The 15,386-nt window shown below is 38.1% G+C and carries 10 protein-coding genes; all 10 read right to left on the bottom strand.

The features are described from left to right. Positions 1-5: 5 nt before the first annotated feature. Positions 6-1,202: a sialidase family protein gene (locus tag NQ510_RS08570; RefSeq protein WP_005823642.1), complete on the bottom strand. Its 1,197-nt coding sequence runs from the start codon at positions 1,200-1,202 to the stop codon at positions 6-8. Positions 1,203-1,285: 83 nt separating this feature from the next. Then, a complete protein-coding gene (locus tag NQ510_RS08565) occupies positions 1,286-2,776 on the bottom strand; it encodes a RagB/SusD family nutrient uptake outer membrane protein (RefSeq protein ID WP_005823643.1) in 1,491 nt (496 codons plus the stop codon). A 12-nt stretch (positions 2,777-2,788) separates the two neighbouring features. After that, on the bottom strand, positions 2,789-6,040 hold the full coding sequence (locus NQ510_RS08560) for a SusC/RagA family TonB-linked outer membrane protein (RefSeq protein ID WP_005823644.1): 3,252 nt from the start codon (positions 6,038-6,040) through the stop codon (positions 2,789-2,791). An 89-nt stretch (positions 6,041-6,129) separates the two neighbouring features. Beyond that, positions 6,130-8,691: a GH116 family glycosyl hydrolase gene (locus tag NQ510_RS08555; RefSeq protein WP_008665498.1), complete on the bottom strand. Its 2,562-nt coding sequence runs from the start codon at positions 8,689-8,691 to the stop codon at positions 6,130-6,132. 27 nt (positions 8,692-8,718) lie between these two features. Further along, positions 8,719-10,128, bottom strand: coding sequence for a sugar porter family MFS transporter (locus tag NQ510_RS08550; protein WP_008665500.1), 1,410 nt, complete (start codon positions 10,126-10,128; stop codon positions 8,719-8,721). Between the two features lie 14 nt (positions 10,129-10,142). Beyond that, positions 10,143-10,928: a glucose-6-phosphate isomerase family protein gene (locus NQ510_RS08545; RefSeq protein ID WP_005823648.1), complete on the bottom strand. Its 786-nt coding sequence runs from the start codon at positions 10,926-10,928 to the stop codon at positions 10,143-10,145. Then, entirely contained in the window at positions 10,921-12,684 is a 1,764-nt protein-coding gene (locus NQ510_RS08540; RefSeq protein WP_005823649.1) for a class I mannose-6-phosphate isomerase, read from the bottom strand. Before NQ510_RS08540 ends, NQ510_RS08545 begins: the two co-directional genes overlap by 8 nt. Beyond that, the gene (locus NQ510_RS08535) at positions 12,668-13,627 is read right to left on the bottom strand and encodes an ROK family protein (protein WP_005823650.1); all 960 of its coding nucleotides are present in this window, start codon (positions 13,625-13,627) and stop codon (positions 12,668-12,670) included. Before NQ510_RS08535 ends, NQ510_RS08540 begins: the two co-directional genes overlap by 17 nt. Then, positions 13,624-14,187 carry a glucose-6-phosphate isomerase family protein gene (locus tag NQ510_RS08530; RefSeq protein ID WP_009037083.1) on the bottom strand — a complete coding sequence of 188 codons (564 nt, stop codon included), beginning with the start codon at positions 14,185-14,187 and terminating at the stop codon, positions 13,624-13,626. The genes NQ510_RS08535 and NQ510_RS08530 overlap by 4 nt, the downstream gene beginning before the upstream one ends. Positions 14,188-14,369: 182 nt before the next feature. Next, positions 14,370-15,254, bottom strand: coding sequence for an AraC family transcriptional regulator (locus NQ510_RS08525; protein ID WP_009037084.1), 885 nt, complete (start codon positions 15,252-15,254; stop codon positions 14,370-14,372). Between the last annotated feature and the right edge of the window lie 132 nt (positions 15,255-15,386).

Raw genomic sequence — 15,386 nt, 5'->3', positions numbered from 1 at the left:
AACAATTATCCTTGCGGTTCAATCTCTAAAATAGAGCCTTGTATATGTCTAGTACCTTTGGCTCTGTCAAAGTTTATATAGTATACCACCAATACCCTCTTCTCATCCAGCTGTACAGCCCATGTATATCCGACATCTCCATCATCCGCATCATCTCTTATGATAATCTCAGGAGCCGTGGCAAAATCTGTACATTCTGCATTAAGAATTCTGGCTCTAACTCCACAAGGTTCATGACGATAACCATATGTCAACAAAACTCTATTGTCTGGCAGCCTCATTGCCTGGAGAGGATGTCCTTTGAACCCCATACTTTTCCATTCACCAAATGTTTTCCCACCATCTATGGACCGTGCAATACAAGCTTGGTCACCAAACGCTTCCGAACGCATAAAAGCAATCAAATCCCCATTAGGCGTTTCATACATGGAAGTCTCATTAAACGAGACCTTTTTATCTTTAGCAATTTTCGTACCGTATTCCCATGTTTTTCCTTTATCTTTGGATATAAGCAAATAGACCGACGTATTTCTTAAAGCTTCTGTATCAGAAGCTACTACTGCCCAAAAAATACGTCCATCTTTTCCTTCATACAAAGCGCCACGATTATAAGCCGGCAATTTACCTCCCAATCCACTATAATTTATTTCAGACGGAACGCTACAAGGTATAATCAAATCATTCCAAGTTCTACCATCATCATAAGAACGGAGCAAATATCCTCCTGCAAAAACAGCGTCTGTATTCTGTACGAACGGTTTCTTAAGAACAGCTAAACCATCCGGACGAATAAATGTCCACAAATAACTAGCACATAGCAGTGTTCCATCTTTCAACTTCAACAAACATGGATCTTGTGAGCCTCCAAACGGATGGGCATAAAGCAGTTCCGGTTCCTTGGTCCAATGTTCGCCATCTTTGGATCTCACTACTACCAGATAACTATTCGGGTCCAAATGATTATTCTTCTTCTCCTTAAAGACTTTACGGTCTGGAGCTCTTCTGAACGATACCAGTATCTCTCCATTCGATAATTTTACAGCTGAAGGAAAAGCGGAGTAAAACATGGTATCCTTATATATTATTACATCCTTTATTTTCTTGACACCTGGTATCAAAACGTCATTCTGTTGAGCAAATAATGTTGTCGCAGAACACAAGTGGACAAGCAGACAATAAAAGAGAAATATAGACTTTTTCATATATAATTTTATTATGTTCGTTTATCAATCTTTCCAATATGCTGTAAAGTTACAACATATTGGAAAGATTTCAATAATATACTTTATTTATCCCAACCAGGATTTTGAGTAACTTTCGGCTCCACGCTTATTGTTGACAAAGGAATGGGGAACAGCATCATATAATCTTCCCCCTTATGCTCTCTCAAAGAAGGAACCAAATCAAAGGCTTTGTCAAAACGTACCAAATCCCACCACCTTTTACCTTCAAAAGCCAATTCTAAAAGTCTTTCTTTCAAGATAGCTGCATCATTCGCCTCTTTTGTGCTATTCACATAAATATGCTCTTCATACTTGTCTTTATATGCACGTTTCCTGACCTCATTAATTTCTGCAGAAGGATCTTGTCCCAAAGCATTTTTAGCCTCAGCCTTCATTAATAAAATATCAGCATAACGGTACAATATGATATCATCTGCAAAAATACGATCACCATCTCGCACCAAGCCTTTACCTTTTAATACTACACTAACATAAAATTTATTTTCTCCAGTTTCCTGATCTTTAGAATAAATCTCAAGAAAAGAAGCATTTTTTCGAGTATCATCTTCTGTATATTGCTTTCTATACTCGTCCGAAGCTACTATAATACCTTGTCCCGGCCCTATCGGATAAACTATATCCTTTACCTCTTGAGGAGCATCTCCAGGAACAGCACTCGCATGTATCCACATATATCTGAAATAGTTAATACCAGATTCCAAATCCTGAAATCTAACACTCATCAAGATTTCATCATTACCCTTATTATCATAAGCAAATACATCAGCAAAATCCGGCTGTAAACGAAGCTTATCCGTTTTAATTGAATTCAAAGCATTTAATGCAGTTTCAATATCACTGCTTCCACCATTCATTTTTTTTCCACTCCAAAGATATACTTCAGCTTTCAAAGCCAATGTTGCCGGTTTTGACCACATAGCTCTTTGATCACCGAAATTGTCATCCGGATATAAAGACAAAGCTTTCTCCAAATCATCTTTTATCAGTTGGAAAACTTCCGTTTGGGGTCTTCTTTCTTTATAAAGGACTTCTGAATTTGTGTTTTCAATAGGATCTGTATGGATTATCAAATCCCCCCATGTACGAGTCATCACAAAATACATGAAAGCCCTCATTGTATAAGCTTGAGCCAACATTTTATTGCGGGAAGTCTCGTTATTAAAAGTCACATTGGGAGCATACTTTAAAAGAAGATTGCATGAATTGACTATCTGATAATAACGTATCCAGGATATAGGCATATTAGCTTGTGTCAACGTATTATAATAATAAATATCATATCCGCCATATCCACCGATACCTACAGTCAGTATTTCGCTACGCGCTTCCCCCAATATATACAAATCATGTTCAGCAGCTCCTCGTAACTGGACATAAATACCATTTAACGCACCCTTCACGTCATCTTCTGTCTGCCAGAAAGATTCATTCGTTATAAAGCTTATTGGCTTAAGGTCTAGTGCATCACAAGAAGCAAATGTCAGGACCATAAACAAAGCTATTGTACTATTTATTATATTTCTAATTTTCATAACTTTACTTTATTAAAATGATACATTTGCACTAAAAATAATATTTCTCGGCATAGCATATCTACCATTATCCTGTCCACCTTCTTCTGGATTAAGACCAGAATATTTAGTAAAATAGTGCAGATTATTTCCCGTAACCGTAAACCGAAGTCCGCTTAAACGAATCTTTTGTATGATATTTGCAGGAACTGTATAACTTAAAGAAACTTCTCTAATGGCTAGAAAATCTCCTGATTCATGATACAAAGAGCTACCTCGGATAGCATTCTGCTGTCCACGATCACCATGCCAATAGAATCTCGGCATGTCCGCTTTGTCACCTTGTTCTTTCCAGGAGCGATTTACGACATCTTTCGTCATATTATTATCACCCTGCCAATTATAATCCAAAAAGCCTTTGGCAAAATTATATATGGTATGACCCAATGTAAAATCAAGTCTGCAATACAAATCGAACCCTTTATAAGATAGAGAAGTATTAATACCCCCAGTCCAATCCGGATAAATATTACCAACATATACACGGTCTTTACTGTCAATCACACCATTACCATCAGTATCTTGCCACTTTGCATCACCACCATATTTGGTTTTATCAGGGACTGTAATAACATTATCTATCGGCTCATTAGCATTCTGTGCTTCCTCATCAGTAGAATATACACCTATCATCTTATAGGCAAACAAATCTCCAATTCGTCCTCCTTCCTGTAAACCACCTTGCCAAGTATGTTTACCCAGTTTAGCATCCCAAATGTACTCACCACCAATCCGATTATTTTCAACCCCATTATCTGGCAGCTTCAATATTTTATTGGTCACCTTCGAGGCATTAAAACCTAATGACCATTGAATAGAACTGGATACCGGTAATATTCTTGCATTCATTTCCAACTCAATACCTCTATTTTGTAAACGCCCTAAATTAGTGAAAATAGAGCCAAAGCCTGTAGAATGAGGTAAAGTGCGATTTGTCAGCAAATTATCTGTGGTACGATTGAAATAATCAAAGATAAAGTTTAACCGATTATTAAAAAAGGAAATATCAGTACCGATATCAAATGTCTTAGACTCCTCCCAACTCAAGTCTTGATTTGCCATAGTTCCCATAGTGATACCTGCATTACCTAAATATTTAGATCCTACACTATAACTACCTTGAGCCGTATAATCCCCCAAGCCTGAAATATTACCATTTACTCCATAGCTGGCACGCAATTTCAGACGCATTAGATTCTCAGGCATAAATGACCAGAACTTTTCTTTATCCACATGCCACCCTAATGACACGCCAGGAAAAAATCCCCATTTGTTGTTCGTACCCAAATTGGAAGCACCGTCATATCTTGCAGATACAGAAATCAAATATTTATCCTTATAATCATACCCTATACGAGCAAAAATACCTTGCATAGATCGCTCTGTAATAGAACTACTCACACTTACAGGAACACTTGAGGCATTCAAAGTAGGAATCAAATCAGTAGAAGCACCTCTACCAGCAGCTGCTAAACGGGCCTCTTTCCTAAAATAATAAGCATAACCAGCTGTTACATTCAAATTGTGTTTTTCATTGAAAGATTTAACATAGTTGAATACAGCATCTGCCTGATATTGCCGCCATTTGTAAGTATCAGCATTTGCATTTCTTGTAGTTATATAATCTCTCGGTCCATTCCAAAAAGCATCCCAAAAAGTATAGTTATTACTGTTCACTTCAAATAAAGAAAGAGCTGGTTTGAAAGACAATCCTGGCAATATAGTCCAATCTGCATCTACTCCTATTGATAAATTCTGATAGTCATACTCTCTTTGTGCCTTGTTCATATGATATACAGCATTTCCCAGATACTGGGCAGCTCCTGGAGCCAGACTACCATCTTCAAATCTGAATTTAGTGGTAGGTGAGGCAGCCGGTGAACGATAGAATGTTGCATCTGCAGCTAATGGAGAACCATACGTAAACGAGTTTGAATAAGTAGTTCTAGCTGAAATTTTCAAATTATCCCGTGCTTGCAAAGAACCATTCAAACTAAAATTATACCGTTTATATGAAGTTGTAATAACAGTTCCTTCATTAGTCATATACCCTAATCCCATATTAAAGGTAGCCTTTTCCGTTCCACCTGAAACTTCAATATGGTGATTATGAGAAAAACCAGTACGATAAATTTTATCCTGAAAATCAGTATCTGAGTATAACAATGTCTTACTCGGATCTACTGGATCTGGCATTGATTTCCACCCTTGATCTAATTTATAGCGATTCTCATCAGTCAAGTATTGAGTAGAGAAGGCAGTATTATTAGTCAGATCATTTCCTGTTCCATAACCTAAATGTCCTATCAATCTTTGTTCGGTAGCTTTTCCAAATTTCGCTGGTGAAATCATACCTTTCCTCATAAGGGTCAAAAATTCTTCAGCATTGGCAAATTCATATTTTTTACCAATATCAGAAATTGTCAGATTATATCTATATTCAACTCTGGTTTTACCGGCCTTCCCCTTTTTAGTAGTAACAATTACAACACCATTTGAACCTTGGGCTCCATAAATAGAAGTAGCAGCAGCATCTTTCAGAATTTGGATAGATTCAATATCTTCCGAAGCTATATGAACCATATTCGCCCTCATAACACCATCAATAATATATAGTGGAGTAGCACCATTAGGATTATTAATGGAAGTACCACCACGGACTATAATACGAGGTTCTGCACCTGGTTGCCCTGAAATACTTTGCACACGTACACCAGACACTGTACCTTGTAAGGCTGAAGCTGCATTTGCATAGGGTACATTCTTCAAAGCCTCTTTATCAAGCTTGGTCACAGATGTCGTAATCTTCTCACGAGACTGAGAACCATACCCAATGACTACAACTTCCTCCATTTGGGTGGCATCCTCTACCATCACTATTTTATAGTTACTCTTATTGGCAGATACCTCTTGAGTTTTCATTCCCAAATAAGAAAATAACAAGGCACGACTATCAACTGGAATACTAAAACTAAAATTTCCATCCAAATCAGTAACAACACCTAATGAAGTTCCTTTAACTTGTACAGCTACCCCCACCAATGGTTGTCCATATTCATCCATCACATTTCCTTTTACTGTTTTCTTTTCTGATTGATTAGTGGATAATACAGACGGAGTATCTTCCGATGCATATACACTTCCCACACTCAAAACAGTAAAAAGGAAAATATAAAATGCCCAATGTAATATCCTGCTATTAGATTTAATGTCTATTGTTTTCATTTTTTTTGATTATTTGTGTTTCAAACTATTATTAGATTCACCACTGTATAATTACTTTCTTCTTATTTCCATTATTCCTCCTTTCTCTATCAATTAACAAAATCTGTTTCTATGTCAGAAACAAAGCACTTTTTCACATCAATCTTCCCATATTTCACCTCAATGAAAGGTTTACCATCTTTTAGACCAACATTACCAAAACCTGTTTCCGTCGACAAAAAAGACGTAAAATCATCACCTATCCTTGAATCAATATATAAAGTAGAATCCACTGCATCATACTGTATTCCAGTCAAAGCTTGGAGCATAGCATAACTAGACATTGCACGGGCATACCATGCCCCACATTCATATTCATTAAATGGGTTACGTACTCTTCCATCATACCGATCACGACAAGTACGGACAATATCAAGTCCTTTCTCAACCTCACCTTCAAACATCAAATGAGAAGCCACTTGATATTCAATACCTGTCCATACCTCATTGGAGTAAACAAAAGGAAGTTGTAACTTTCCTCCTTTGGGCCATGAACATAATAATAAGCCTCCTTCATCACCTAAAGCAAAAGTCGAGCGCTGAGGATTTACATGTTTTCTGAGATTCCTCTTTAAATTATATTTATGAACAGACAATAAATGACTTAATATTTTCTTTCTATCTATAGCCTCGTCCAGTCCACAGACCAAAGAAAGCCATGCTCCTACTACTCCATCAGATAAACAGCCTTTTCCGTATTGATATTTCGGCCCTTCCTTTTCCAATAAATCCAAACCCTCTTTCGAATAATTAGAATTGACAGACTGTACTTTCGTCGGATCAGAAGCCTGCAACTCCTTCCAACGAATATTTTGAATAAAATATTCACCGTCGTACAATTGATTTTCCATGTAGTCAATACTCTTATCTAGCAACTCTCTATATTCTGTCATATCTTTCTCCAAATGTTCACCCATAGCAACAAATGCTTGTAATGCGCCAGTATAGTAACTATTAATCATACCACTAGGCCCCCAAAATTCAATGTCATAAGTATTATGATGAGGTTCCTCTATAACACCTTTCCTTTTAGGATCCCACGTATTAATGCAATAATCAAGACTATTCTGTACGTATGAATAAATCAACTTCAACCATTCGTCATTACCATATATATGCCAATCACGGTATACTTTCATAATACCACCTAACTGCCCATCAGCTGCTGCATGAAAATTATGTCTGATGGGTCGGATAGGAAGTGCAGAGCGAAATGCTTGGTGCCCATTCTTAGCTTGACTAACAAAAAATTCCGTTTCCCTCAGTGTTCTTTCCATTTTAGGAAACAAATGAGGTATAGCTTGAGCATAATTCCAAACATGTGTACAAGAACCATAGCAAGAGCCATATTCATTACCGCAACCTTCCCAATTCCACATCCGACCATCGTATTGCCGAAAAATCGTAGGTGATTTTAATATAGTAAGATTAGCAGCAACAGCTTCAACAACTTCAGCAGGCAAAGTTGTAGCATAAAATGCATCAGTAAACAGCTCTGTTTTTTCTTTCAACGTATTATAATTTTTCATCCAATAGTCTGCGACTTCCTCTATATTTGCAAATCTACTGCTATACCAGGGACGGTATTTATCGGACAACTGAATGGAAGTATCAATATAGCCTGCGGGCTCTCCTCTTTCATTAACTACAGGTACGATAGGTACATCTACATCATCAATCGGTTCCAATCCCTCACGAACTAATGAGAAAGGAACGTACCATGCCATATATAAACGGATTGTCTTTGACTCTCCCGGTTGCAATCTAAACGGTACATACAAGGAAGCTCCGGGAGCATCCGCCATATTAGCAGGATTTTCTTTAATTACCCCACTGCTCATCTCATTCCAGCACATCGTGAATGAGTCAAAAGACCATCCTCTAAACCAACAATAATTAACCTTAGTTTCCGGTTCATCTGTAAAGATTGCAAAATCAGCCTGATGAAACGGCTGCGTTTCTGTTCCTTTCTGTGATATTATAAAACCATTTTCAATTGGCCTAATAGATGCTCCTCCATTACGAATATCTACAAAGTTCTTTGAATTATAAGAAAATATGGCTTCTACTTCTTTAGCATATTTATTTTTAAACGTATATTCAAAACCAGCAACTGGAAGCCCTGAGTTATTTTCATCTGTAGGAATAAATGGATTCCAAACCTTCATTGTCACGTCCATCTTCAGTTCATCGTCACTCATTCTCAATTTGGCAAAAGGGAATTTTACTTCAAAATCACAATCTTTAAATCGAGGTAATCCCCACGTGCCGCCGTATCCTTTTGTTGACTGTGGTTGGCCAAATTTTTTCCAATCCGGTACTTGTCCTTCCACAACAATACTACCATTATCTACCCCTTTCAAATATAATCCGGCAAACATTGTCGGTTCATTCAACATCTCAGTTTTATGCCTAATATTCATATTAGAAATTGCACCACTACCTTCTACACAAAACATTCCCGTCCCCAATCCCCCAATAGGGAAAGCAATCCTGCTCGTATACTCTCCCGTATATTTTTCATTATAATCACGTACTTCTTCCATACTGGAGCAAGAAGCCCATAAACACAAGCAGATACATAGACCTAAAAAATAAAATCCATTTTTCATATATCATTTTTTTAATGATTTATTCCTTCAACATTCTCTATTTTTTCTCCATTTCTGTTCAATCTCCTCCAATGATAACCCTTTTGTCTCCGGCAAGAATAAATACCCCCATACCAAACCCAACACGGCAATAAATCCATAAAGAAAAAATGCACCTGCCGGATTCTCAGAAGTCGTTTGTCCAACAACAATTTCGGTACCTGGTATAGAAAAAAAATCTATAATCTTAAAGAAAGTAAAGGAGACAATGCAATTAAATATCCATACAGCCAATGAACCTATCGAAGTCCCCAATCCCCGTACTTTCTGCGGAAATATCTCGGAAATGACCAACCATCCCAAAGGTCCAATACTAATTGCAAAAAATGCAACATATCCAAACATAAAAATGACCATTAACCACCTTCCGATTTCGCCCAACTGATTAGCATAAATAAAACAAGCACTAAGGCACAAAACAGAAAAGGCAATTCCTGACAGACCAATAAAATACAACTTTCGTCGTCCGATTCTATCCACTAAATAAAGAGAAATCACTGTAAATACAACATTTACAATTCCAATACCTACAGAAGCCCAAATAGCAGAGAGTGTACTTTCAAATCCTGCCATCAGGAAAATCTTCGGACTATAATAAATAACTGTGTTAATACCTACAAACTGTTGAAAAAACATAATACAAACAGCAATCATTAGAGGAGTTCTCAACCAAGGCTGCATCAAATATCGCCATCCTACCGCACTATTCCTATCTTTCTCTATTTCCACCTCCATTTGTCCAATTAAATCATTTACTGTATTTTCCGGTTCTATTTTCTGCAACACTTTCCTACATTCTTTCAACCGTCCTTTACTCAACAGCCACCGAGGTGTTTCAGGCACAAAACACATACCTACCAGTAATACCAAAGCCGGTACGACACCTGCCCAAAACATCCATCTCCAACAATCCAACTTGTTTTCATCAGCCCAAAAGGTATCTGACATGTATGAAAGTAAAATACCTATTGTAACCATTAACTGAAACATTGAAACCAGACGTCCCCTGGATTTAGCTGGAGCAATTTCTGCTATATACAATGGAACAGTAAATGATGCCACACCTATAGCTATACCAAGAAACAGACGAGAAAAAACCAAGCTCTTCAAATCCGTTGCCAGTCCTGACCATAACGCTCCCACTGCAAATATCACAGCAGAAACCAATATGATTTTTCTTCTTCCAAATATATCAGATAAACGCCCACAACATACAGCCCCCAACATAGCTCCCAACAAACCAGCCGCCGTAATCCATTCAACATCATTATTATCTATTCCCCAATCTGACTGAAGAAATGGAATCGCTCCTGAAATTACCCCAGTATCAAAGCCGAAAAGCAATCCTCCTGTTGCTACAACTGTAGCTATTAAAAATATTATATGTCTGTTTTTCATATTAAACTTATATTTTAGGGTTCAAAACTTATCCAAACTTCCTTTTTCACTGACGGATTCGGAACATATAAGAAAGTATCCGGAGCATCTTCAAAAATTTTATAAATGGATTTACCTTTCCCAATACCTAAATCATGATACTCTCTTGGAGCCTTTCTTACCAGTTCCGAAAAATGATAGTTTGTATTTCTGATCCACTTCAATCCATCACCCTCAAAAACAGGATACCATGCAATACCTTTATGACGACGAATCTCAGCATATTCAAAACCATATTCACGGTCACACCATGCACCAAACACAAGAGATTCATCTGCATTCGTACTAATGGTAGCATGTACCCAATATGGAGGGACCACCACCACATCGCCAGGCTGTGCATAAACAGCATAACACCTCCCCGGTTCATCTGTAGCCGACTCTTGCATGTAAATGACCGCCTCTCCATTCCATATCTCATAAACCTCTGGAGTGGACCATTGACTAAAAGGTGAGACCTTATGAATATGTCCCTGACTGCGAATGGGTTCCATTCCCAAACTTCCTTTGGCATAAGCCACTACTCCAAAAAGCAAATGCTGTTTTTGCAAAAGCGCTTTATGAACAGTCTTACCCACATCCATAGCTATAGAATAGACAATATCCGGTCCTTCACATTTCGGATCCAACAAACTAGACCGGATATCATCCAACCACCGGTTTTCTACTGTCGGGCCAAAAACGTCCTTACCATAAATAAAACCTAACGGATTTTCTGTTATCCCTATATCAATCCCCTTATCAAAATTATCTTTATGCATGATGTCTTACAAAAGCTTTAATTGTTCCACATTCCATTCCTTCAGACTCCCCATAAGGTTTTATTGTATATTCCTTTATGGCAGCAGGAATAATAAAAGTTTCCGCATAATGGACAACAAACGGAGAAAATTGTCCTATAGGACTTTCCACTATCACCGAACGTCCCTCAATCAGATTCAGAACATTAACACCCGACTCATTCTTATGCAAAACTTTGTCCGTGAACCAATGTCTTCTTGTTTCTATAAATTCCCATTCATGAAGTCCCGTCTTTTCTTCACGCCAAGAATCTCCTTCACCAATAACAGAGACCTTGTTTATCAGTTCTTCTTTCACCCAAGACTCCGTTCTATTCCATTGTATCACATTAGCCCCATGAGCTATATTAATCGGACGCGGTCTGCCATCCAGTCCCATCCGTCCCCAATCCCACAACTTAAATGTAAAGATGTATGGGGTTGCACTAATCTCAAGTACCATGCTATTCCTTCCCGAACAATGTACCGTACCAGCCGGAATTAAAAAATGATCATGCTTCTTTGCCGGATAAATACCTACATACTTCTCCACTTCAAATTCACCAGTCCTTTGCGATTTTTCCAATTCATCAAGCATCTCCTCCGGTTTAATATTATCCTTCAAACCCAAATATACAGTTGCCCCCTCCTTAGCATCCAAAATATAGTAGCTCTCATCCTGCGTATAATGCATCCCAAATTTCTGTTGTATATATTCAGTCAAAGGATGAACTTGTAAGCTTAGATTGCCGCCTTCTATCGTATCAAGAAAGTCAAACCGTATTGGAAACTCATCACCAAACCTGCCATACACAGCATCACCCAATAACTGTCGGGGATAAGCAAAAATCAAATCAATTGACGGTATTTCCACTTTCTCATCCCCAAAGGCCAACAACAGACTGTTTTCTTCAGGTACACAGTCAAAACACCAAGCATAATTAGGCATCGTCCGTTCTAAATCGCAAACATCTTTCATCCACTGTCCTCCCCAAGGCCCCGGATCAAAAAAGGGAACTACACGAAACGGACCATTTACCGCTTTCTCCAATCCCTCAAACATCGCTTTGCCTGTAATCATCTTAGGATGATTGCGCCGGTTCGTATCCAAAACATAATCCACCTTTGCCATCAGCATCTTTTTGTGCCTATCGCATATTCTCCAATCTACGAAAAAAGCTCTTTTATACTGCAAGGAGGTTCGTTCTTCTTTATTGTTGACACCTATATTTGATATTTCATTTTTACGGAATCTGGACTGTATCTCCCATCTTGCCATATCGGCATAAATCAACAAATCAGGATGTTCACAAAGATAGGCCGCACCAACCCCATAGACTATTACAATACCAGACTGCAAATCTTCTATCTGTTGCCGGATACCAGTAACTTTATCGAAATCAAAAAAACATTCCATTGTATACCGGGTCAGATAGCCGAATAATTCATCATCGGTAATATCAGGATAGAAAAAATCATTGATTTTCTCTTCCGGCAACATCGCACTATCTGTATGAACAAATAAAGCATTATTGAACCTACCGGCAAAAGCATTACGTATATCATTCTCAAACACTCCTTGATAGCACTCAATCACAACCACTTTCAACGGCTTCTCCAGTACCTTCAAACGTTCACTGATACTATCGGTAATGGCAAACCAACCGGAAATACAGTCATCCGAATTATAGGACACCTGCACAAAAGGATATTTATCGTAATTAGCAGAATACTTCATCTTTTATCTTTTTTCTTAAACAATATTCCAAACCATACAAAGCTGCATAATCTCCCAAGCTAGAAACTACCACAGATACTTTTGCACTCGGAGTCCAGGCAAACTTTGACACCCGTTCCTCGATATAAGGCACTATCACTTTATGGCTATTCATGATTCCCCCTCCAAGTATCACCACTTCAGGATCATAAGCATGAATAAAATTTATAACAGCAGCTCCCCATATTTCAATGCATTCATTTCGTACCAATAACGCGTCTCTATTTCCTTGTTCCGCCAATTGGAAGATTTCTTTAAAATCATAATTCTGAGATGACATTTTAAACGAAGGAGACAGGCAAGCATGATCCTTTATAATTTTATGAAGGAAGAATGAAGAGGACAAAGCCTCCACACACCCCTTGTTTCCACAAGAGCATAACCTTCCTTTGTAGTCTACTACAAAATGGCCACCCAACGAACCTGCTTGAAAGTGCTTTCCATACATTACCTCACCATTCATAATGACTCCCGATCCTATGCCCGTACCAATAGTCATCATAACAACGCTATCATATCCTCTGCCGCTCCCATATTGCCATTCTCCAATTGCTGCAAGCCGTGCGTCATTATCAATGTAAAAGGGGGCTCCCCAATGTTCATCCGCCCATCTATCCAAATCAAGCTCCACTCCATCATCATATTTTTCATTCGTAGATATAATAATGCTTTTTTTATTATTTACTAGCCCTGGAAAAGCTATACCCACTCCAAAGAGGCGCTTCACACCATTTGAATTTAGCAGGAAATCAATTGCATTTTCAATCTCCGGCAAACTTGCTGTCATATCCAAATCTTGACGAGAAGGCATTTTTACATAGTCTACCAGTTCTCCATTGCGTAAGAGACCGACTTTTGTAATGGTTCCTCCCAAATCTACAGCTATGATATACTTCATATTCATATTTCTATCAATTGGGGATTGCCATTCACACACTGTAAAGATGCAGAAAACCCGTTCTCCAAAATCACCTGATAATCATGTCCTGCGTCCGAAGGCCAACAAGCAGCGAATGACAGAACAGAATATCCTATATTTGCCACACGATGGGCCACCCCTCCAGGTATATAATGAAGACTACCCGGAAACATCCGCTCACTCCAAACCCTTCGGTTCTGATCCATCATAATCAATCTGCCTTCACCTTCCACTCCCCAATAGTACTCCCCACGATTCATATTGGCATGAAAATGTCCTTTGGTCATGAAATACTCATCACCAACCTTACCTGGATAAATTCTCGTGATTCCGAAATAGAGTCCCCCTGGCGTTCCTTCTTCAACCGGCAGATGACAAGTCACCTCATACAATAAAGTATCAGGAGACATCTGTTCATAAGCCTCACAATTATGAAAAACACCTCGTAAATCAGCCAAAGTCTTCAAACTCCTCTTCACATTTTCACCGATCAAAGAATCCTTTATAAAGAGCAAAGGCGACTCATTTGTTCTCTTATCATTCATCAGCATCATACTTTTAAAATCTTATATTGCAAAAGTACGCTGATATGGAACTCGCTCTTTCCTCTATATTTTCCGATAATTATGGTATTTTACCATTATTCGCAGCAAATGGATAAAACCTTGCAAAAAAAGTAGAAAACCAAGGCTCTAACCACCAAATATTCAATGATAAAATAGTAGAATCAAATGGCTTGTTTAGCCTTTACTCCAAACTGCTTTTGGAACTGCGACGGGGACATTCCTGTCACTTTTTTAAATTGGGATATAAAATTAGATAAGTTAGGGAATCCGACTTCCCCACTGATAGTAGAAATCTTCATTTTGTTTTCCAGTAATAGTTTTTTCGAATAACCGATACGCATTTCGTTCAGATATTCTACAAAGGTTTTCTTGGTCCTCTCCTTGAAATAACGGCAAAAAGCTGTCGGGGTCAATCCAACCAAAGTCGAAACTTCTTCCAACCTAATGGAAGTCGCAAAGTTCTTGACGAGAAACTTGTATACCTTATTAAATCTCTCAAAATCTTCTGAATTTACAGAATTCGTAAATCCCACTGAGGCCAGTAACTCATACTCAGTCGATGTGGCCATCAGCTCAAGAAGTGTTAAAAGATTCGTTACCTTCCGAACCCCTACATCATTCACCGAACTCCTTATAAACCGGGTTATCTCTAATTTCGATTTTCCGGTAAACTTCAGTCCACGCCGTGATCTCTCTATCAAATCACGAATATTATTCATTTCTGGTAATCTGATAAAATTCGGATCAAATATCTCACGTTTAAAGAACAGACAGATACACGTAGCACGCAAACCAGACTCCTTATCAAAATAAGCATCATCATTACGCCATTCATGAGGGAGATTAGGGCCAATCATACATACATCCCCCTCCTCATACTGTTCTATGCAATCCCCAACAAAACGGGTTCCTATACCTCTAGTTATATACATTATCTCTATGGCCGGATGATAATGCCAAGGTACAATGAAGTGCGGCAAGTCTTCTATATAATAATGTATATGACTGTCTATTGGGAATGGCAGATCTTGGTAAAGTGGTTTCATAGTCATCTAAGTCAATAATCACCGTTAATTATAAAAGCGAATATAGATAATTATTTTATCAAAGCAAGCTATTGTATGTTAAAACTCATAGTAACATCAAAATATAAATATCAATCTTATACTCAAACAAAC

It is taken from the genome of Bacteroides uniformis, assembly GCF_025147485.1.
GTDB classification, from domain to species: domain Bacteria; phylum Bacteroidota; class Bacteroidia; order Bacteroidales; family Bacteroidaceae; genus Bacteroides; species Bacteroides uniformis.
Note: the sequence above shows the minus strand (reverse complement) of the source record. Positions and strands in the feature narration are given on the sequence as shown.

Coding starts and splice junctions, on each gene's coding strand:
- NQ510_RS08570 (WP_005823642.1), bottom strand. CDS start 1,202: ATGAAAAAGTCTATATTTCTCTTTTATTGTCTGCTTGTCCACTTGTGT.
- NQ510_RS08565 (WP_005823643.1), bottom strand. CDS start 2,776: ATGAAAATTAGAAATATAATAAATAGTACAATAGCTTTGTTTATGGTC.
- NQ510_RS08560 (WP_005823644.1), bottom strand. CDS start 6,040: ATGAAAACAATAGACATTAAATCTAATAGCAGGATATTACATTGGGCA.
- NQ510_RS08555 (WP_008665498.1), bottom strand. CDS start 8,691: ATGAAAAATGGATTTTATTTTTTAGGTCTATGTATCTGCTTGTGTTTA.
- NQ510_RS08550 (WP_008665500.1), bottom strand. CDS start 10,128: ATGAAAAACAGACATATAATATTTTTAATAGCTACAGTTGTAGCAACA.
- NQ510_RS08545 (WP_005823648.1), bottom strand. CDS start 10,928: ATGCATAAAGATAATTTTGATAAGGGGATTGATATAGGGATAACAGAA.
- NQ510_RS08540 (WP_005823649.1), bottom strand. CDS start 12,684: ATGAAGTATTCTGCTAATTACGATAAATATCCTTTTGTGCAGGTGTCC.
- NQ510_RS08535 (WP_005823650.1), bottom strand. CDS start 13,627: ATGAATATGAAGTATATCATAGCTGTAGATTTGGGAGGAACCATTACA.
- NQ510_RS08530 (WP_009037083.1), bottom strand. CDS start 14,187: ATGAATGATAAGAGAACAAATGAGTCGCCTTTGCTCTTTATAAAGGAT.
- NQ510_RS08525 (WP_009037084.1), bottom strand. CDS start 15,254: ATGAAACCACTTTACCAAGATCTGCCATTCCCAATAGACAGTCATATA.